A 19,711-nucleotide genomic window follows, 5' to 3' on the forward strand; every position below is an offset into this window, starting at 1 on the left:
GCGGCCGCCCGAAACGAGGCCCTGCGCGCCGCGAAATACCTCGGCCGGGCCCCCTGGCGACGAGGGAGCGGATACCACCCCAGGAGCCGCGTCGAGACCAAGATGCATTGTGTGAAACTGCTGGGCCAGCGGCTCATGGCACGGGACTTCGACCGACAGGTCGCCGAGCTCCAAGTCCGCATCGTCGTCCTGAACGGCTACACCGCGCTCGGCATACCCGTCACGGAAGCTGTAGGATAAGTCCGTCTGGGAAAAGGGGAACCTCGGCGTTCAGCCGATTTGTGCAACAGAGCCGGGTTTCGTTCGTTTCGGGCCGTGAGTGCGCCGCGAGGCCTTTCGGCAGCACCGTTGTCCGCTTCACTCCGGGCTGAACCGGATATGCGGCCGGTGGGCCTCGGGTGTTGGGACAATATGAGCCTTGACGCGGAAGACGTCGTGCAGGGTCTCTTGCGTCAAAACGGCGTCGGGCGTGCCGCAGGCGCGGACCGCCCCGGCCTCGAGCACGACGATGCGGTCGCAGAACATGGCGGCGAGGTTGAGGTCGTGCAGGGCGATGATGCTGGTCAGGTCCAGATCGCGGACCATGCGCAGGATCTCGATCTGGTGGTGGATATCGAGGTGGTTTGTCGGCTCGTCCAGGAACAGCACCTGCGGGGCCTGCGCCAAAGCGCGGGCGATATGCACGCGCTGACGCTCACCCCCCGACAAGGTCTGCCACGACTGCCTCTTGCGCGATGCCATGTCGACGCGATCGAGCGCATGGGCCACGGCGGCCTCATCGCCATCGGACCAGCCTGCAAGGGCAGATCTGTGCGGTGTCCGGCCAAGCCGCACCACATCCGCCACGGTGACATTGGTGTCGGTGGCCGCGCTTTGCTGGACAAAGGCGACCTGCCGCGACAGCGCCTTGCGCGGGACCTGCGCGATGTCCTGCCCGTTGATCTCGACCCGGCCCGAGATGGGGCGCTTCAACCCGGCCAGCAGCCGCAACAGGGACGACTTGCCCGATCCGTTGGGGCCGATCAGCCCCAGCGTCTCACCACGCACGACCTTAAACGACACGTCTGATACGATGGTTCGGCGCCTGACACCCCATATCAGGCTCTGGGCAACAACGCTCATGTCTGTGGCCTCGCACGATAAAGGATGATGGCAAAGAAAGGCACACCGACCAGCGCCGTGACAACCCCGATGGGCACCGTCTGCTGTGTCGCAATCATGCGCGAAGCGATGTCGGCGAGCACCATGAAGACCGCGCCCGTCATGGCGCAGGCCGGCAGAAGCCGCATGTGCAAGGTCCCCACGACGTACCGCGCCGCGTGGGGTACGACCAGACCGACAAAGCCGATGGCTCCGACCATGCTGACGATCGTCGCGGTCAAAAGCGCGGTCACGCCGAACAGCACGATGCGGATGCGGGCCACCGGAACACCAAGCGAAGCCGCGTCCTCATCCCCGAAGGTGAAGGCGTCCAGCGACCGCGCCATCCAGATGCAGATTGTGAAGCAGAGGATCACGACGCCGAGCAAGAGTTGGAAATCCGGCCAGCGTACCCCCCCAAAGCTGCCCAGGAGCCAGAACATCACATCACGCGCCTGCTGTGCATTGCCCGACGTCGTAACGATGTAGGAGGTCAGCGCATTGAACAGCTGCGAGGCCGCAACCCCGGCGAGGATCGTGTGGTTCGGCCCGCTGGTCGCCCCGTTCGACAATAGCGCCACCAGGGCAAAGGCTGCGAAAGCCCCGGCAAACGCCCCAAGCGACAGCGACAGACTGCCCGCGCCGATCCCCAGCACGATGACGCAGACCGCCCCGGTCGAGGCGCCCGCCGAGACGCCCAGCACGAAAGGCTCGGCCAGCGCGTTGCGCAGAAGCGCCTGCAGGATCGCGCCGCAGATCGCCAGACCCGCGCCCGCAAGCGCCGCAATCAGGGCGCGGCTCAGGCGCAGGTTCCAGACGACGCTTTGTTGGATGGGCGCGATCTCGGCGCCGGTCAGGCCCAGTTCGTTGGTCACGGACAGGAAGACCGTCCGCAAGGGGATGTTATAATCGCCAATCGCCGTCGCGGCAGCGACGGCGAAGACCAGGACGATCAGCGACAGGCAAAGGAAGAGGGCGAGCCGCGCGGTTCCGCTCTCTGTCGTCTCAGACGTCATCACGGAAGATCAAGCGCCTTCAGTTGTTCGGCCACTTGCTCGGCGCCGTAGAGGGTGCGGATGCTGGGATTCATCGCTGCGCCGCTCATGACGACGATCCGGCCATTTTTGACCGCATCCATCTGGCTGACGGTGGGATCCGACGTCAGGAAGTCGATCTTGGTCTCGGCTGCGTCCAGATCCCAGCGGTTGCGATCTACCTGTGCCGCGACAAACACCGTCGGGTCGGCGGCCATGATACCTTCCCAGCCCACGGCGGGCCAGTCAGCCTCGGTCGTGATGGCGTTCGAGCCACCAAGGATGTCCGCAATGTAGCCCGACGGGCCATTGCCGCCGCCAAGATAGGCATCGTCGGCGGGCGACGGGCTGGAGAACCAGAAGAGGAAGGTCAGATCCTCGTTCTCTGCGAATTGCTCGCGCAGTGCCGCTTCGCGCGATTTGAAATCCTCGGTCAGGGCTTGCCCGCGGTCAGCGACGTCGAAGATCCGTGAGAGGTCCTCGATCTCCTTGTAGAGCAGATCCATGCTCCAGAGGTCATCACGCGAGCCGTAGGCATCGTTCGCGTCCAGCGTTGTGGAACAGGCGCTTGGCGACAGATATGTCGGAATGCCCAGTTCCTCGAAATCAGACCGCTTGGCGACCTTGCTGTCGGGACCAAGCAGGGTGGTGAGCATGGCCGCCACGAAGTCTGGTTCGGCCGACAGCACTGATTCCAGTGTCGGAAATTCCACTGTCAGCAATTCGACCTTGTCGTTGGCGTCGGCCAGTTCGGGCAACACCGAGTTGGGCCAGAAGGCGGTGGCGGCCATCCTGTCTTCGAGGCCCAGCAACAGCATGATCTCAGCGCTGTTCTGACCCAAAGCCACGGCGTTCTGCGGCGCCTCGTCGAAGGTAACCGACTGGCCGCAATTCTCGATCGTCAGAGGATAGTTGGTCTGCGCCTGAACGGCAGCCGCTGACAACGCCAAAGCGGTTGAAAATGCAACGGTGTAGGCGGTGTTCATCAGAGATGATCTCTTACTTGAGCTGTTTTGTCGGAAATCGGGTACAAGCTTCACTTCGCAGATACAAGAGTGTTTTTGTCGGAATCTCGGCAGCATTCCAAATGCGCGATGCGATGCCGACGAACCCAAGCCGTCAGGATCAGATCTCCTGCCGAGATCCACGTGGGCGGGTCGACCATATCTGCAGGCAAGCTGACTGGTTCAAATGGTCGCCCAGATGGTCGCCCGGGGCGACGGACACCGAGCGTCCAGAATGAGGCCCGGTTAAGGGCACTCCGGCCCCCTGGAAGACGGCCCTGCGTCCGGGGCGGTTAAGGGCTACTGCCCTCCATCTCTTCTTCGCACTGAATATCCGGGCGACAACGATATCCTGAAGACTGCGGCACTCGTGGCTTACGCGACGACCTTGAAAAAGCGGCGCACAGCCACCGCACAATACCGGATGGCACAGCGCATTTGACCGGGAAGACAAGACTGGTCTGACCTGACGTGCCCGCCGCGCACCGAAATCTTCGAGACCAGCGACGACCCTGCACACCGATGCGGGCGTCGAGCCCGACTTGGCGAGCTTCAGCTCCTCAGACCTGGTGACGAAACCCCTCCACGAGAGCATCGGCCAGAAGGCGAACCCGGCGCGGAACCACGGTGGTGTAAGGGTGCAGCAGCGAAATCGTGGAGCGTTCAGCTGGACCTTCAACATCGTCGAACAAGGCGACGAGGCGCCCGTTCGCGATATCTTCGGCGACGAGGAAAGACGGGAGGCGCGCGATGCCCAATCCTCTGAGGCAGGCGGCATGCAAGGCATCGAGGGAGTTGCAGCTGAACCCGCGCCCCAACTCAAGCGGGCGATCCCAATCATCCCCGAGCCGCCACGCGTTGAAAGGCCCCCGCATGTTCAGGGTCAGGCAAGCATGTCCAGCGAGATCGTGCGGGAGCGTCGGTGCGCCATGCCGCGCCAGATAACCGGGAGCGGCACAGATGATCCGTCGATTGCCCGCCAGCCGGCGGGAGATCAGCCCTGAATCCGGCAGAGCCGCGCTGCGCACTGCGAGATCATAACCGTCCTCGATGAGATCGACGAGCGCGTCGGTCAGCGTGAGGTCCACCGCCACGTCCGGATAGGCCTCGCTGAAATCCAGGACGATGGGCAGGACATGCCGCCGTCCGAGCGCAATCGAGGACGTGAGGCGGATCGTCCCACGGATGGCTCCTATGCCTTCGGCGATCTCGTCCTCGGCCGCCGACAGTTGTGTCAAAAGATCTTTCGTCCTCGCAGCGTAGGTCTGGCCAGCCTCCGTGAGCGTCATGCGGCGCGTCGTGCGGACGAACAGTGGCGCGCCCAGACGCCCCTCCATCTGCGCGATGCGCTTGCTGATCGCAGAAGGCGTCACCCCGAGATGTCGCGCCGCGCCGGCGAAACTCCCGGCATCGAGAATGGCGTGAAAGATCGCGAGATCCCCATCCTGTGACATTCGTGCCCTCAGCTCACATGTCCATTGCCTCATGAAGGGATTATCACGCTCAGAAGCACATGGCAGGTATTATTCATTCCAAGACGACAAGGATAATCCATGCCCCTCTCGATCTATGCGGCCGAGCCTTCCGCCGGCCCGAATTGCGATGCCCTCTTCACCCCGCTGCAGCTTCCCTGTGGCGCGCGTCTGAAGAACCGTATTGTGAAGTCCGCCATGTCCGACCGCCTCGGAGACGGGACAGGACACCCGACTGACGCGCAGATCGCCCTCTACCGCCGGTGGTCCGTCGGCGGCGCTGCGCTTTCCATCGTTGGTGAGGTTCAGGGTGATCCGCGGTTTGCCGAGGCTTCGGGGAACCTTGTGCTCGACGATCGGGCCGATCCAAGCCGGTTCGCTCGTTTGGCGAAGGAGGGTGCTGCCGGCGGCGGTCATCTTTGGCTTCAGCTCGGCCATGCCGGTGCGCTGACGGATCCGGCAATCGGCACGCTGAAAGGGCCGAGTGCCCTCGATCTTCCAGGACTGACGTGCGGGGCGCTCGATGCGGAAGAGATCGCTGCCCTGCCGCGAGCCTTTGCGCATACGGCTCGCCTGGCGCAGGAAGCCGGCTTCGGGGGCGTCCAGATCCATGCGGCCCACGGGTTCCTGCTCAGCCAGCTCCTATCGCCCCTCTTCAACCGGCGGGGCGATGAGTATGGCGGCCCGATCGGTGCCCGCTTGCAGATCGTCATCAGGATCATCGATGAGGTTCGATCGGCCGTCGGCCCTGCCTTTCCCATCGGGATCAAGATCAACGCGACGGATCGCCTTGATGGTGGACTGAGCGAAGCGGAGGCCCTGCACGTCGTTGCCGCGCTCGATCATACCTCGATCGACCTCATCGAAATCAGCGGCGGGACCTATTTTCCGGGCGCTCCTGCGACGTCGGAGGACCGGGGGGCTGGGGCGTATTTCACCGCGTTCGCCCGGTCCGCGCGCGGGGTCACGACAAAGCCCCTGCTCCTGACCGGCGGGATCAAGACCAGGTCCCAGGCTGGGGAGATCGTCGCCGGCGGAGTTGCCGACGCAGTCGGCCTCGCCCGAGCCTTCGCGATAGCGCCGGATCTCCCCGAGCTGTGGCGTTGCGGCGATGCGGCGACACCGTCCTTTCCGCGTTTCGCCGCCCCGCCTGAAGGCGGCGTGACCGCTTGGTACACGATGCGGATAGCCGAAATTGCCGACGGCCACGCCGCACTCACCAGCGAAGACCTTGGTCGAGCCATAGAAGCCTATACGGAACATGAAACCCGGAAAGCGGACATCTGGCGCAGTCACTTCGACCTCGGATGATGCGCCTGAGTTCAATCGGAAGCGACAAGTTTTCCTCATCGGCAACGCTGCGACACGGCGCAGCGCACCCCGTCTAGGCGCATGGATTCACAATGTGAATCCTTCGCAGACAGAGCTCTGCAACAACGCCTCGCTGCTCTCGAAGGTTTCGGTGCGTGGCGGACAAACGACCGGATCTGCAGCTGCGATGCGACTTGGGGATCTGCCGCGTCACAGCGCAAATGCCGCTGCGAGCGCGCGCAGTGGATATTTGGCACTTCCGCAAGGGCTCGAAGCCGACCTGCGGCGGCGCAGCGAGTCGAACACCCGGAGGGGCGCAGCGCGCGTCGCTCACGGCCCAGAGCTGCCGTCGTTCGCCAGGTCGGGTTTCGCTGCGGCGCAGCGTCCCCAAACCGGCCACTGGTGGCATCGTCAGCACGGTCTGGCATCCCGAGGGCTTGAGTCGCGCCCCTGCCCTGGCGCCGCATGCACACCGGCAGGATCCGCTTTCAAAGAAGCGGCTATACGTATAGCAGTGGACGTCACTGCGCGCATATTGAAGGATCACGGCATGACTTGGCTGGATGGCACACTGATCGTCGTCGCCGTGATCGCCTTTGCAGTCCTGATCAGCGGCCCGGTGCGCCGGAACCGGAACTGGCTGGCCACGGTCACGCCCCTGGCCTCGATCATCGGCAGCGGCTTCCTGGTCTCGGTGCCCCTGCTGGCCAGCGCAATCGGCATCTGGGCGATCCCCGCGGTGATCGGGCTGACCCTGCTGGCATTCCTGATCGGTGGCGCGATCCGCTACAACATCCGCTACGGTGAGCCGGAGTTCGAATCCGCCGAGGCCGGCCACCCGCTCAAATCCTTCGAAACCATGTCGCATCTGGTTTTGATCGGCGCCTATTTCATCTCGGTCGCCTATTACCTCGTGCTGCTGGCGGCCTTCGGGCTGAAACTGCTGGGCTGGGAGGATCCTCTGCTGGGCAAGGTCGTCGCAACGGTGATCATCTCCTCCATCTGCCTGCTGGGCGCAACCAAGGGGCTGCAGGGTGTCGAGCGGGCCGAGGTCTTTACCGTCAGCGCCAACCTCGCGGCGATTGTCGCCCTGCTGGCCGGACTAGTGATCTTCGGAACGACGCTGCCGCAGGGCTACAGCTGGACTGCCGCAGCCGCCGTGCCGCATCATTTCGACTGGGATTCGCTGCGCTTCCTGATGGGTCTGCTGATCATCGTGCAGGGGTTCGAAACCACGCGGTTCATGGGCGATCTCTACGACGGCGAAACCCGGATCAAGGCAATGACCCGGGCGCAGATCGTTTCGTCCATCGTCTACGTGATCTTCTTCCTGCTGATGATCCCGCTGTTCCCGTTCTTCACCTCGACGGCAGATGTCGCCGGGTTCATCGAGGTGATCGGGCGGGTCACGCCCTGGCTGCCGTTCATCGTCACCGCCGGTGCCATCGCCAGCCAGTTCAGCGCGTCGGTCGCCGACAGTATCGGTGCCAGCGAACTGGTCAGCGACACGACGCACAAGCACATCACCCCCCGGCACGCCTATGTCGTGATCGGCGCGGTCGCGGTCAGCGTGATCTGGGCGACGGACGTGGTCTCGATCGTCAGCCTGGCCTCGCGCGCCTTCGCCCTGTTCTATGCGCTGCAATGCATCGTCGCCGTCCTGGTGGCCCGCCACCGCGGCGACAACGGCAAGGCGGTCTGGTTCAGCCTTCTCGCCGTGCTTACCTTTGCCCTCGCCGTGCTCGGCATCCCCGCAGGCGCCTGACCTGCAGACCCTAGGTGTTTGATCCCACGGTGTGATGGTGCGATCCATTCATTGGAATGGAAGGAAGCCCTATGGGACAAGTTCGTCACGGCAGCGCCACGTACTGTTACCCGGCAGGCGATTTGCGTAGCAAATCTGCCGAGAGGGCACGCACGAGGTTTTCAACGGAATAGGCCCGGGGTGACCGTGAACACGTCCGGCGGTAGCCATCTTTGAAAGGTCCGCTTCGGGCTGCCTGCGTAAGGGCAGCTCCCGCAGCGACCCCCTGGTTCCAGCTATCATCAAGCCCCTGAAGCATCCCTGTGCCGCTCCGCACGAGCCGGAATGGAGCAGCAGGCACAGATCATCTTACGCAGGCCGGTTTGCACCTTGCGCAATACTGAAAACACAACACGGCGGCCGCCAAGCGACCGCCGCATGCTCCGTTTAGGTCCCGCCTTCGCTTCAGCCGGTCCAGTTCACTGCTTGCGCGTAAATCAGGAATGCAGTTGCAATTGCGATCCACAACCCGAACAGCGGCAGGAAGAACCGGACCCACCGGTCCCAGGACACCCCGGCCAATGCGAGCGTTGCCATGAAATAGCCGGAAGTCGGGTAGAAGATGTTCGAGAGGCCATCGCCCAGCTGAAAGGCTAGCACCGAGTTCTGGCGGGTGACCCCGATCAGATCCGAAACCGGCGCCATGATCGGCATGGTAACCAGCGCCTGACCACTGCCTGACGGCACCACGAAGTTGAAGCCAAGCTGCGACACGAACATCCCGACTGCCGAGACCGAGCTTGGGAAGTCGCCGACAAGATTGCCCAAGCCATAAACCAGCGTGTCCATCACCTGGCCTTGCTCCAGCATGACTGCCACCGCACGGGCCAGGCCGACGATGATCGCGCCCATCAGCACGTCGCGGAAACCTTCATTGAAGGCGTCGCAGATCTTCCCCGTGGACAGCCCCGCAATCAGTCCGACTGTCACGCCCATCAACACGAACAGCCCCGCCATTTCCATCATGAACCAGCCTCGGGTCAGCACACCCCAGACCATCAGACCAAAGAACATGAGCGCGGCCACTCCGGCCCAGGCCTGACGGGTAGTAAAGCGCATAGCCGGCGCATCCAGGTCATGTACATAGGCTTCGCGTTTGGCGGCTTCCTTGGGGTCATTGGCCAGCAGGCTGGTCTTCGGGTTTTTCTGCACCCGCAGCGCATAGCGCATCAGGTAGGCGATCCCGGCCCCCAGAAGGCAAACAAACAGCAGCATCCGCAACCCGGCGCCAGAGTAGAGAGGCAACTCAGCGATGGTCTGGCCCAGCCCGGTGTTGATCGGGTTCAGAACTCCGGCGGTAAAGCCCGCAGTGGTCGCCAGCAACGCGGTGCCAACCGCAGTGATCGAGTCGAACCGCAGCGCGATCATCAACGGCAGGATCACCGGCACATAGACCAGCGCCAACTCCTGAGTGCCGATCAGTGTCGCCACAACGGCAAAGACCACCATCAGCGCGGGAACCATCAGCACGCTGCGCGCCGCGAAGCGCCGGGTCAGCTTGTCCACCACCACATCGATCACGCCAGTGCGGCGGATCACCATGAACATGCCACCAATGATGAAGGTGAAAAACACCACCGTCGAGGCGTTCACCAACCCTTCCGGGACGGCCAGCATGAACTGTTCCCAGCCTATCGGGCTGGCCTCGACATAGCGGAAGGAGCCTGGATCGACGGCACTGCGTCCGTTGGGCAATATCACCCGGTCGTAGAGCCCGGCCGGCACGAAATGCGTTGCCAGCGCGGCCAGTGCCGTGAACACGAACAGGATCACGTAGATATGCGGCATCCGGATCCCCTCCTCCTGAACTCCCGCTTCAATCTCCTGTCGCTGTGTTGACATGCGTTCCTCCCTTGCTGTCTCGTTTCAAATGTTTTCTGACATCTTTTGTAAAATGTTAGGTGCTATGCTATGGTTGGCACAATCAAGAATTACCGAAGGCATCTATCTGGATTTCTTGAAGGACTTCCTGATTTACTTGATATTCAGAGGGTTGAGGATGAAAGACGCGACCGGATCAGGACAAGCACTGCAGGCGGACCAGGCTTTTGAGGCGCTGCTCGCAGCCTTGCGGCAAGGCGCCCTCAGGGCCAACGAGTTCATTTCCATGCCCAGACTTGGGGAATTGGTAGGCTTTCCGATTGCCGCCACCCGCGAGGCGGTCAAACGGGCGGAGACACAATCCCTGGTCAGCATCCTGCCCAAGCGCGGCATCGTGGTGATGGACGCGAGTCCTGAACTGACGCGCGCCTGCCTGGACATGCGGGCCCTGCTGGACAAGGAGGGTGCCTGCCGTCTGATCCAGGGCGGCGTGCCGATGCCGCTCAACCGTTTGCGGGGCGCGCATGAAACGATGCTGCAGCTGGCGCAATCCGGCAGGAATGGCGATCTGCCGGCGCAGGCCCTTGAAACCGATCTCAGCCTGCACGACCTGCTGGCGAGCGGGCTGAACAACCCTTTTCTGCGCGGCGTCTATGAGGCCAACCGAAACCGTCTTGCTGTCATTCAAGCCACCCGCGCCTTTCTGGTCGACCGCATTGCGAGCGCCATGGAAGAGCACCTCGCCATCATCTCAGCCCTGCGCGCCCAGGACGCCGAACAGGCTGCGAAGGCAATTGACCACCACTGCCATCAGACAATGCGCTGGTGGGGGGTCGATGAGAGCTGAGAGTTTCCCCACGCCGCCAAGTTGCGGGTCCGCGGGGAAAACTCGGCGCTCTTCCTCGAGCAGTGAGGCAACACACGGCCCACTGAGCAGCGACCGGGCCCCCAAAGGATGTTTCGACGAAAGTAACGGCTACTGACCGGACGATTGAATGGTGGAAAACACCTGAGCTTTCGCCGTCGCAGCGCACGGTACTTTGAGAGGCTGCGCCGGAGGATTCAACCTAGCAGGTATCGCCCGACGGGTGCCAGGCGCAGGTGGGGGCGCGGTCAAGGCTAATAAAAGCAAGCTCTTGCGCAGGATTATCCGAGATAAACTTTGCTCGCAGGGTACCGGACCCGGGGCTTGGATCGTGTCGCGAGGAAGAAGCCCAGGGTCAGTGGTCCAACCCTGCCGACGAACATGACGGCGATGATCACCGCGCGACCGAAGCCGTCCAGCTCTCCGGTGGTTCCCCGTGACAATCCGACCGTACCGAAGGCCGAGGTCACCTCGAAAGCAAGGTCGATGAAGTCCCCATCGTGGGACAGGGTCACGAGGAAGATCGCGACCAGAACCGTCATCAGGCTTACCATGGTCAGCGCCAGAACTTTCATGACCTCTTCGGCGCCGATACTCCGCCCGAAGACGTGCAGCTGCTGACTACGCCGAAAGAAGGCGACGGTCGCAAGCAACAGGACGATGAAGGTGGTCACCTTGATGCCTCCGGCCGTCGAGGTGCTGCCCCCACCGATCACCATGAGGGACATGAACATCATGGAGGTGCTGTCGTGGATGCCGCCGATGTCGACGGTATTGAAGCCTGCGGTGCGGGTCGTCACTCCTTGGAACCAGCTGGCCCACAGCCTGTCACCGGTACCGGCGAGCCCGCCGAGCGTCGCAGGGTTGGTCCATTCCAGCGCAGCGAAGGTCAGCACGGACCACACGATCAGAGCCAGCGTGCCGACCACCATGAGCTTTGTGTGCAGCGAGAACGCCCGCCAGCGGCGCTTGCCGTAGGCCTCGGTCACCACGATGAACCCCAGCCCGCCGAAGATGAACAGCGCCGGGATCGTGAGGTTGACGACAGGGTTGCCCACATAGCGCGACAAACTGTCTGGGAAGAGCGCAAAGCCCGCATTGTTGAAAGCCGAGACGGTATGGAAAAGCGCCTGCCACAGCCCCTCGCCCCAGCCGAATTCCGGCACGAAGACGACGGACAGCAGCGCGACGCCCAAGAGTTCGCAGGCCAGCACGGTCTTGAGGATCCCGCGGACGAGGACCAGCAGGTCGCTGATCGAAGTCTGGTTGAGATCCTCGCGCAGGAAGATGCGCTGCGAGATCGTCACCGGAAGGCCCAGCATCGACAGCAACAGCACCGCAAAGGTCATCAACCCCAGCCCGCCCAGCTGGATCAGCACCATGATGATCCCCTGCCCGAACAGGGTGAACTGGCTGCCGGTGTCCGAGATCACGAGGCCGGTCACGGTCACGGCCGAGGCGGCGGTGAAGATCGCGTCCGACCAGGTTATCGGGATCGCCGTCGCCGCAGGCAGCATCAGCAGAGCGCCACCCAGGACGATCAGCACCGCGTAGAGACCGGCGAGGATCGCTGGCGGGGGCAGCTGCATGCGCCATACCCCCCTGGACCATACGGGCCGCATCGGCGCTCAGAGCCCGTCCGCGAAGCGGCGCAGGTTCTCCCTGCGTCCGAGGAGCAGCAGCTTGTCGTCGGCCTTGAGTTCGGTCGTCCCGGCCTCGCAGTCCACATAGTCGCTGCCGCGCATGAGCCCCAAGGCCCTAAGATCGAACTTCTCGGCAAGGCCGATCCTGTCGATGCGCGTACCGTCGAGGCTTTGGGGGACGCGGAAGTCCACCACGTGGAAGCCGTTGCCGAGGCTCACGTAGTCGCGGACCAGCGGGTTGTGCAGCATCTGGGCGATATGGCGACCGATTTCCTGCTCGGGCAAGATCACCCGGTCGGCACCAAGCTTGGACAGGATCCGATGGTGCGTGCGGTTCATCGCCTTCACCCAGACCGTGGGCACGCCAAGCATCCTGACGTTCATGGTGCAAAGGATGTTGGCGTCGAGTTCTTCGCCGATGGCGACGACGGCAACATCGTAGCTGCCGACTCCGACCTCGCGCAGCGCCTGGTCGTCGCGTCCGTCGGCAATCGCCGCTTCGGCAATCGTGTCAGCGACGCGTGAGACGTTGCGTTCCTGCAAGTCGATCCCAAGCACGTGATTGCCGAACCGGGCCAGCTCAGACGCGACGGTTGTGCCGAAGGTTCCAAGGCCGATGACGGCGAAACTGCGAGACTTCGGTTTGGGCATGATGGCCTCCTTGAAGAATGCAGGAGGTAAAGCCGGGCATCAGAGCTGTCAATTGGCAGACCAGCCGCGAGGCACCCTCTGCATTTCGCATCAGCGCTAATGGGCCCGCAGGTCGCGGCTCTGACCTGACGATGATGGAACAGCCCGCCGCTGCCGCTCTGCTTTCCCGAGACGCTCATCCATGGCATCGCGTTGCATCGTCAGGCAGGCCAAGGTCAGCACTGGGCCGGCCGACAAGCTGAGCGCGTCGCTGCGCGTGAAAAACCGGCCTGACGGGCTCTCGTCAGTTTGAGCTCGCTTCCGACCTTCTCCGCGCCTCCAGCGTATGGCGGCATGGCGGACGAAGAAAACGTAGGGACTGGCGACCGAAGATGCGTGAAAACAGGCTCTTCCTCTGTGGCCTTGGCTATCGCAAATGGCGTGCGTGGTCGTGGCGCTGCCGTGACGTAGCTGTCCCATCGGGCTTCCTTCCATTCCAGCGAATGGATCGCACCATCAAACCGTGGGAACAAACAGCTGGCCCCACGCCGCCCCTCCGGGCCAGGGCCATCGCAGCCCCGATCTGAGAGCCCTTTCACCCCAAGGTTGCTGAGACTCGTTTTATGATCACCGTTTTCGTGGTACACTTGCGACCATTCGAAACAAATTCATGGGATTCCGATGTTCACACGATCCCGTTTCCGTATTGCGGCATTTCTGCTCTGCATTGCCTCGAAAACGCTGGCCGGTGACGGCAGTGTCGATCCCTCGAACGGCGACCTCGACTTCAGCGTCCATTTCAACTTCCCGCCCAGCGCCGCACAGATCGACGACACCAAGGCGGCAATCGAACAGCTCGCACTGGGGATCTGCGACGCCACCGACGGCCAGATGCGGGTCCGGCAGGTGCGGCTCACGCAGGCGCAGGAGGATCTCGACCGCGCGGCGCTCTGGATCCACGCCATCAACGGCCGCGCCGGCGGCAGCTTCACCACCGACGGCAGCGATCTCACCACCCTCGGGCGGCATCTCAACATGTACGACGTCGACCTGCGGCGCGCCGACGTCTGGCTGCACGAATGGGGCCACCACGCCTTTGGGCTCGGCGAACAATACGACGAGCAGCGCCGCTTCGGAGGCTCCTGCGGCATCGGGCCGGGCTTCGACGCGGGCAGCATCGACGAACGCAACCACTCGATCATGCAGCAATCCGGCCGGATCCAGTGCGTCGGCGGCGGCAACGACGGGGCCGCCTGCCTGCGCGGCGCGGACTGCCCGTCGGGCAGCTGCCAGTTCGTGCTCATGTCCGAGCTGAGCGTCGCCGCCAACCACGACCCGCTGCAGGGTTCGGGCACCTGCCCCATGGGCGCGCCGATCACCTCGATCGCCCTCGACGGCAACCTCTCGACCGCCGACACCGTGCAGCTCTTCGACGGCACCAGCTTCGCCACCGCCGAGGCGACCTCGACCTTCCGGCGCGACGTCGAGGCCATCGACGACATCGGCAACCTGCCCGCCGCCGTCATCTCGCTCTTCGGCACGCGCACCGACATGGCAGAATGGCAGATCACCGCGGCGGTGGACGGCGCGGCCATCGGCGGCTCGCAGGGGGTGATCAGCGTCGTCGAGAGCTGGACGTTGCAGTTCAACGCCGACGGCTCGCTCGCCTCGGTGTCCGAGGCCTCGCCCTCGATGAACGTCACCGGCCTCACCACCGGCGCCGGCGACCTCACCGTCGCCCTGGATTTCGGCACCATTGGCGGCACCGACGGGCTGACCACCGGCGTCGGCATCACCAGCGTTTCAGATACCCACGACGGCACCTCGCAATGCAACGCCGCCGATTGCGCGCAGCGCTGGAACGCGGGCACCGGCCGTTTCGAGACCACCCAGCAGACGCTGGTCAACGGCGGGCTCTCGGGCTGGGACACGCTGGTGCGGAACTACCCGTTCACCACCGCCCCCGCCCTGCCCGCCGAGGCCCCGCCCGCGACCTGCTTCCGGGCGGTCAGCTTTGTCGATGACGTGGTGGGCTCGGATCAGATCATGATGATCGTCGACCGTTCGGGCTCGATGTCGTGGTCATCCAATTCCGGGCAGGCCGAGGTCTGCCTCAACGGGCTCGACGACGACAATGACAGCACCGTGGACGAGGGCGACTGCGCCGACAGCCGCATCGAGTTCGTGCGCGCCGCCGGGCGCGCCTTCGTCGACCTCCAGACAAGCCAGGGCATCGACCTCGGTCTGCTCGAGTTCAACGAGGGCAACACCCTGCTGCGCCCCATCGACACGCTGAACGCGGGCAATGCGCAGGACTACAAGGACGCCATCGACGCCCTCTCGCCCGGCGGCGACACCGCCATCGGCGACGCGTTCGACGCCTCGACCGGCGAGTTCACCCGCGTGGCCGAGGTCGGCCGGGTCCGCACCGCCTACCTGCTGACAGACGGCTTCAACACCGCCGGCGGCGACCCGGTCGCGGCGGCCGAGCGACTCGACGACATCGGCGTGCGCATCCACGCCATCCCCGCGGGCAACGACGTCGACCGCGAAGAGCTCACCGACATCGCCCCGGGCACCGGCGGACAGGTCTACGAGGCGCGCAACGTCAATGCCCTCACCGGGATCTTCGCCGAGCTCGCAGGCAGCTACGGCGCCAACGCGCTTGCCCTGCCGCGCACCGATTTCGTCATTGCCCGCGATCCCGACCGGGTGCAGGAGACCAACCCCGAGCTGGCCGAGCAGGGCATCAGGGTCACCGAGAACCGCTCGTTCCGCATCCCCGTCGAGAAGGGCGCCAAGGCGCTCACCGCCTTCGTTTCGGGCCGCAATGTGCGGATGCGCGAATGGGGCGTCAACATCCGCCTCACCGCCCCCGACGGCACCACCTTCGGCCCCGGCTCGCCCGAGCTCACGGTGGACAGCCACTACATCTACATCGAGGTGGTGGCGCCCGAGCCCGGCGACTGGACGCTCTCGGCCTTCCCGGCGCGGCCCGGCGGGCAGTTCGCCACGGCACTGGCCTTCATCGAGAACCCGCGCCCCGCGTTCTTCACCGACGTGCGGCCGCGCATCCTGCCGGTGGGCACGCGCGGCACTGCCAGGGCCGACATCAGCTACTACGTCGATCTCGATCGCGAGGACGTGCAGATCGGCGGGCTGCTCAAGGGGCCGGACGGCGCCACGTCGATCGTGTCCTTCGCCCCCGGGGTCGGCGGCGTCTTCCAGGCAGATCTGTCGGGGCTCGTCCTCAACGGCCTCTACGAGCTGACGGTCACCGGCGACGCCCCGGCAGGCACCCGGGTGATGCCCGGCGAGCCGATCTTCTCGGGCCCCGAACGCGCGGCGGTCCGGGTCGAGCCGTTCCGGCGCTTTGCCACCATGAGCTTTCTGGTGGTCGACGGCGAGGACCCGCCCTGCAACGGCCGCGACTGCGATGGCGACGGCATTCCCGACGAGCTCGAATGCCGCGGCTTCGTCGAGGACGTGGACGGCGACGGCATCCCCAACTTCCGCGACGAGGACAGCGACAACGACGGCATCCCCGACGCGGTCGAGGGCGGCCAGGACCGCGATCAGGATGGCCGCGACGACGCCTGCGTGCCGGGGCCGAAGCTGATCCCCGACCCGCAGGGCGAGCTCGATTTCCCGCGGGTGCTGGACACGGTCGAGAAGATCACCGTGCTGCTCTGCCGGGGCCAGACAGACGCGACACTATTCGCAGCCTTCGCCACCCTGCCGGACGATATGCAGCGGCTGATCACCCGCGCCCGCCCCGACGCCGATCAGGAGGCCGCGATCCGCGACATCCTTCCCGACCTGCTGGAACGTCTGAAGACCCTGCAGGTGCTGATCGGGGACGGCCGCGCCGAGTGCCGCATCGCCGAAGAGCTGCTCGGGCCCGCCAGAGAAGAGATCGAGAAAATCCGCGAGATCCTCGCAGGGTAATGTCTCCGCGCTCTGCTCAGCGCCCCGCCGAGGCGAGGCGGAAGCTCGCCAGCCGCCACGCCCGAAGCGGCGCGCGCAGGCGCCATGCGGGGGTCCGGGGCGGCTCGAGCCGCTCGGCCCAGATGAAGAGCGCCACCACAGCCATCGTCGCGAAGTGCCAGCCCGGCGTCAGGAGGCTCGCCAGCATCAGCGCCCAGCAGCTCTGCACGCACCAGAGCCCCGAGCCCAGCCCGAGTCGCAGCGCATCGCCATGGGCCTGCGGTGCAAACGCGGCAATGGCCGGGCGCCGGTGGCAGCGGTTGAGCGCCGCCTGCTTCCACGGCGAGACCTGCCACAGGACGGCGACGGCCAGCGCCGCGATGAACACCTGCCCGCCGCCCGGCGCGGCCAGATGCAGCGCCAGCGCAAGGCCCAGCATGACGGGCCCCGCCGCCAGCCAGACCGCGAGATAGCCGGCGATCACCAGCGCCACGAGCAGCCCCCGGAACCGCCCGAGGCTGCGCGCCCTCACGTATCCCAGCGTCCCTCCAAGCGTCGGCAGCATCATCGCCGCCACCATCAGCACCCAGCCCAAAGCGAGCGCCTGCGGCGAGACGAAGGTGAAGGCATAGCGCAGACCCTCGGCCGAGGGCACCGACCAGAGCAGCGCCGAGGAGCAGAGCTCGGGCACCGCGATGCCGCCCCTTCCCAGCGCCAGAAACAGCCACGCGGGCACGGCCAGCAGCGCCAGCGGGGCGGCGACCCGCCCCAGCTCGCGCCCCGCCTGTGGCACCGTGCCCCGCCTCACTCGAACTGCCGGTAGAGGCTGATGCGGCCGATACGGATCTGCGCCGCCTCGGGGATCTCGTCCATGGGCACGATCTCGACCGACAACTCGTCGGCGTCGAAATTGCCCGCGAGGTGCAGCTTGTCGACGATGCCGGTGATCTCGAGCGTGGCGTTGATGCCGCCGCCCGAGTGCCTGCCGGCCATGTCGGACGCCTGCCGCACCCCGAAGAGCGAGACGTTGCCCGCCAGATGGGCCTGCCGGGTCGCGTCATCCGCATCCGCGGCGAGCCCGACATAGACCTCGAAGATCACCGCGTCGTAGAGCCCGGTGATGTTCTCGAGGTTCAGGAACACCCGGTCCGGCGCGGTGGCGGCGCGCCCGGCAAGGCTGTTGCTGACCCGCCCGCGCACCGCCGCATCGGTGCGCACCGTGGTGCGCGTGGCACCGCTGCCGGAGAGCGCGAGGCCCTTGTCGCTTGCGCCCATCATCTCGGAACTGCTGGCTGCCACGGCGGGCCCTCCTCTTGCGGCGGCGGCAATGCCGAGAACGGCGCGGCGCGCTGCCATGTCCATGCCCTGCACCGCGGCACCCGGCGTCAGGTCATCGTATTCATAGCCCAAAGCGTCGATCTTCTGCATCTCGGTGGGCGTGTAGACCCATTCCGAGCCGTCGGGCTTCGGCATCACGAAACGCCGCTCGCCGCTGCGCGCCGGCCCCTGCAGCCAGTCGAGGTTGTTGGGGTTCTGCCAGTCGGTGGGCGCCGCCGAGGGCTTGCCGGCCGGGAAGACGTTCCAGCTCTGCCAGAGCCGGTCGATGTTGCAGTGGTGCAGGTAGAAGATCGGGTCGAGCGCCGCGGCCGTGGGCGTCGACATCAGCCCCGGCAGCGGCGTGCCGTCGCTGAAGGTGTCGGTGGGGCTGCCCCCGCCCACGAGCCCGTGGACGATGTTGTGCGGGTTCATCTCGAGCCCGCCGCTGCTGCCGCCCTGCCAGTTGAAGCCGGTGGCGGGGCCGCCGAACCCTGTGCTCACCCCGCCGCCCGGGCCGGTGAAGACCGGGTCCCCCAGCGGGTCGAGGTTGGTCCGCGAGGCGATGTCGAAAGGCTGCGTGCCGCCCATCGGCCCCCAGCGCTGAACCACGAAGAGCGGGTTGTCCCCGGTGCCGTCCGGCCAGTCCGGGCTGCGAAACTCGGGCGGCAGCGCGTTCTGGCCGTCGCCGAAGTAATTCCAGTAGGGCAGCGCCCAGCTCTCGTGCGGGCCGCCCAGAGCCTCGATCTCGGACCGGATCAGCGTCTCGATCGCCATCAGGTAGCCCCGGTGCCAGGGCAGGAAGAAGAAGCTCTGGTGCTGGCACTGGTCGATGAAGGTGTCGGTGTCGGCCTGGCTCGGCCCGGGCTCGTTGGGGTCGGTGATGCCGTAGAAATCCCAGAGCGCACGGAAGATGCCGTGGATGCCGCCGTAGAAGGTCCAGCTGGTGCGGTCGGCCAGCGGCCGCTCCTTCAGCTTCTGTACCCCGCGCGCATACCACAGGATCGGATCGGCCCAGGCGCTGCCGAGCTTGTAGACGTTCTGTCGGGTTCTGAGTTGGGACATGACACGGATCCTTCTGCTGGTCGGTTGCGGGGCCGCGCGTCAGGCGCGCACGGCAAAGAAGGTGGCGGTGACGCCGGCCTCGGCCTGGCCGTCGGAATGCGGCACGCTGCGGACGATGCTGCCGACGATGGTGTCGGTCTGGCCGACGCCGTTTTCCCAGTGCGGCACGAGGTAGCCGAGGTAGTCGTAGACCCAGAGCTCGCCGCCGATGGTGCCCCGCCCCTGCCAGCGCAGCCGCGGCGGCTCGCCCGGCGTCGCGGTGCCGCTGAGCACCAGCGACCAGCCGGGGCCGCCAAGCGTGCCGCCGATGTCGCAGGCGGCGGGTTCGGTCAGCTCGAGCGTGCCCGCCCCGAAGGCGAGGTCATTGAATGGCAGAGTCAGGTCGGGAGAGTTGACGAGGCTTCGGTACGCCCAGGTCCCGGTGAAATCGACGGTCATCACGTGGTCCTTTCAATCGCTTTGCTCTGAAATATCGATGCAGTGCGCTGTGGACCGGCCCGGGGTCGGCATTCGTGACGACCGACCGGAATCAGTCGGGCCGGAACACCGGAAAGCGGCGCGGCACATCACTCGTGACCGCTGCCGCGGCGCGCTGTCGGAAAAATCTCCGAGATCGGCGCGTCTCGCGGCAGATCCATGTTTCAACAGGAAGAATTCGGGACCGGCCTTCGACCGACACGG

14 protein-coding genes and 1 pseudogene are annotated in these 19,711 nt (G+C 65.2%); 5 read left to right on the plus strand and 10 right to left on the minus strand.

All coding sequences use genetic code 11. The features are described 5' to 3' along the window. A pseudogene (locus BLQ77_RS23755) lies at nucleotides 1-240 on the plus strand (IS5/IS1182 family transposase); the annotation flags it as partial. 117 nt (nucleotides 241-357) lie between these two features. On the opposite strand, the gene BLQ77_RS23760 reads toward BLQ77_RS23755, so the two are convergent. From BLQ77_RS23760 to BLQ77_RS23775, 4 genes are all read right to left on the minus strand, one after another. Beyond that, entirely contained in the window at nucleotides 358-1,122 is a 765-nt protein-coding gene (locus tag BLQ77_RS23760; protein ID WP_089963305.1) for an ABC transporter ATP-binding protein, read from the minus strand. Beyond that, entirely contained in the window at nucleotides 1,119-2,156 is a 1,038-nt protein-coding gene (locus tag BLQ77_RS23765) for a FecCD family ABC transporter permease (RefSeq protein WP_008886116.1), read from the minus strand. The genes BLQ77_RS23760 and BLQ77_RS23765 overlap by 4 nt, the downstream gene beginning before the upstream one ends. Then, complete coding sequence (locus BLQ77_RS23770; RefSeq protein WP_165617188.1) at nucleotides 2,156-3,160, minus strand: ABC transporter substrate-binding protein; 1,005 nt, start codon at nucleotides 3,158-3,160, stop codon at nucleotides 2,156-2,158. Before BLQ77_RS23770 ends, BLQ77_RS23765 begins: the two co-directional genes overlap by 1 nt. Before the next feature lie 578 nt (nucleotides 3,161-3,738). Continuing rightward, nucleotides 3,739-4,632: a LysR family transcriptional regulator gene (locus BLQ77_RS23775; protein ID WP_089963309.1), complete on the minus strand. Its 894-nt coding sequence runs from the start codon at nucleotides 4,630-4,632 to the stop codon at nucleotides 3,739-3,741. A 99-nt stretch (nucleotides 4,633-4,731) separates the two neighbouring features. Between BLQ77_RS23775 and BLQ77_RS23780 the strand changes: the two genes are divergently transcribed. Beyond that, on the plus strand, nucleotides 4,732-5,961 hold the full coding sequence (locus tag BLQ77_RS23780) for an oxidoreductase (RefSeq protein WP_089963311.1): 1,230 nt from the start codon (nucleotides 4,732-4,734) through the stop codon (nucleotides 5,959-5,961). A 550-nt stretch (nucleotides 5,962-6,511) separates the two neighbouring features. After that, nucleotides 6,512-7,726 (plus strand): Aq_097 family APC-type transporter, encoded by a 1,215-nt coding sequence (locus BLQ77_RS23785; protein ID WP_008886178.1) that lies wholly within the window; start codon nucleotides 6,512-6,514, stop codon nucleotides 7,724-7,726. Between the two features lie 444 nt (nucleotides 7,727-8,170). Here BLQ77_RS23785 and BLQ77_RS23790 read toward each other — a convergent pair whose 3' ends face one another. After that, complete coding sequence (locus tag BLQ77_RS23790) at nucleotides 8,171-9,553, minus strand: YfcC family protein (protein WP_242661841.1); 1,383 nt, start codon at nucleotides 9,551-9,553, stop codon at nucleotides 8,171-8,173. A 52-nt stretch (nucleotides 9,554-9,605) separates the two neighbouring features. On the opposite strand from BLQ77_RS23790, the gene BLQ77_RS23795 reads away from it, so the two are divergent. After that, on the plus strand, nucleotides 9,606-10,433 hold the full coding sequence (locus BLQ77_RS23795) for a GntR family transcriptional regulator (RefSeq protein ID WP_242661842.1): 828 nt from the start codon (nucleotides 9,606-9,608) through the stop codon (nucleotides 10,431-10,433). Nucleotides 10,434-10,732: 299 nt separating this feature from the next. On the opposite strand, the gene BLQ77_RS23800 is transcribed toward BLQ77_RS23795, so the two are convergent. Next, nucleotides 10,733-12,040, minus strand: coding sequence for a TrkH family potassium uptake protein (locus BLQ77_RS23800; RefSeq protein ID WP_089963315.1), 1,308 nt, complete (start codon nucleotides 12,038-12,040; stop codon nucleotides 10,733-10,735). Between the two features lie 39 nt (nucleotides 12,041-12,079). After that, a complete protein-coding gene (locus BLQ77_RS23805; RefSeq protein WP_089963317.1) occupies nucleotides 12,080-12,745 on the minus strand; it encodes a potassium channel family protein in 666 nt (221 codons plus the stop codon). A 660-nt stretch (nucleotides 12,746-13,405) separates the two neighbouring features. On the opposite strand from BLQ77_RS23805, the gene BLQ77_RS23815 reads away from it, so the two are divergent. Continuing rightward, complete coding sequence (locus BLQ77_RS23815; protein ID WP_089963321.1) at nucleotides 13,406-16,672, plus strand: VWA domain-containing protein; 3,267 nt, start codon at nucleotides 13,406-13,408, stop codon at nucleotides 16,670-16,672. Nucleotides 16,673-16,688: 16 nt separating this feature from the next. On the opposite strand, the gene BLQ77_RS23820 is transcribed toward BLQ77_RS23815, so the two are convergent. Genes BLQ77_RS23820 through BLQ77_RS23830 form a run of 3 tightly spaced genes read right to left on the minus strand, consistent with a single transcriptional unit; the run spans nucleotide 16,689 to nucleotide 19,468 of the window. Further along, on the minus strand, nucleotides 16,689-17,444 hold the full coding sequence (locus BLQ77_RS23820) for a copper chaperone (RefSeq protein WP_089963323.1): 756 nt from the start codon (nucleotides 17,442-17,444) through the stop codon (nucleotides 16,689-16,691). Nucleotides 17,445-17,455: 11 nt separating this feature from the next. Further along, nucleotides 17,456-19,030 carry a tyrosinase family protein gene (locus BLQ77_RS23825; RefSeq protein WP_089963325.1) on the minus strand — a complete coding sequence of 525 codons (1,575 nt, stop codon included), beginning with the start codon at nucleotides 19,028-19,030 and terminating at the stop codon, nucleotides 17,456-17,458. Nucleotides 19,031-19,069: 39 nt separating this feature from the next. After that, nucleotides 19,070-19,468, minus strand: coding sequence for a hypothetical protein (locus BLQ77_RS23830; protein WP_089963327.1), 399 nt, complete (start codon nucleotides 19,466-19,468; stop codon nucleotides 19,070-19,072). Nucleotides 19,469-19,711: the final 243 nt, after the last annotated feature.

This window comes from Salipiger thiooxidans (genome assembly GCF_900102075.1).
In the GTDB taxonomy this organism is placed as follows: Bacteria; Pseudomonadota; Alphaproteobacteria; order Rhodobacterales; family Rhodobacteraceae; genus Salipiger; species Salipiger thiooxidans.

Excerpts from the sequence above, each read along its gene's own strand:
- BLQ77_RS23760 (WP_089963305.1), bottom strand. The coding sequence starts at position 1,122 with ATGAGCGTTGTTGCCCAGAGCCTGATATGGGGTGTCAGGCGCCGAACC.
- BLQ77_RS23765 (WP_008886116.1), bottom strand. The coding sequence starts at position 2,156 with ATGACGTCTGAGACGACAGAGAGCGGAACCGCGCGGCTCGCCCTCTTC.
- BLQ77_RS23770 (WP_165617188.1), bottom strand. The coding sequence starts at position 3,160 with ATGAACACCGCCTACACCGTTGCATTTTCAACCGCTTTGGCGTTGTCA.
- BLQ77_RS23775 (WP_089963309.1), bottom strand. The coding sequence starts at position 4,632 with ATGTCACAGGATGGGGATCTCGCGATCTTTCACGCCATTCTCGATGCC.
- BLQ77_RS23780 (WP_089963311.1), top strand. The coding sequence starts at position 4,732 with ATGCCCCTCTCGATCTATGCGGCCGAGCCTTCCGCCGGCCCGAATTGC.
- BLQ77_RS23785 (WP_008886178.1), top strand. The coding sequence starts at position 6,512 with ATGACTTGGCTGGATGGCACACTGATCGTCGTCGCCGTGATCGCCTTT.
- BLQ77_RS23790 (WP_242661841.1), bottom strand. The coding sequence starts at position 9,553 with ATGCCGCATATCTACGTGATCCTGTTCGTGTTCACGGCACTGGCCGCG.
- BLQ77_RS23795 (WP_242661842.1), top strand. The coding sequence starts at position 9,606 with ATGCGTTCCTCCCTTGCTGTCTCGTTTCAAATGTTTTCTGACATCTTT.
- BLQ77_RS23800 (WP_089963315.1), bottom strand. The coding sequence starts at position 12,040 with ATGCAGCTGCCCCCGCCAGCGATCCTCGCCGGTCTCTACGCGGTGCTG.
- BLQ77_RS23805 (WP_089963317.1), bottom strand. The coding sequence starts at position 12,745 with ATGCCCAAACCGAAGTCTCGCAGTTTCGCCGTCATCGGCCTTGGAACC.
- BLQ77_RS23815 (WP_089963321.1), top strand. The coding sequence starts at position 13,406 with ATGTTCACACGATCCCGTTTCCGTATTGCGGCATTTCTGCTCTGCATT.
- BLQ77_RS23825 (WP_089963325.1), bottom strand. The coding sequence starts at position 19,030 with ATGTCCCAACTCAGAACCCGACAGAACGTCTACAAGCTCGGCAGCGCC.
- BLQ77_RS23830 (WP_089963327.1), bottom strand. The coding sequence starts at position 19,468 with ATGACCGTCGATTTCACCGGGACCTGGGCGTACCGAAGCCTCGTCAAC.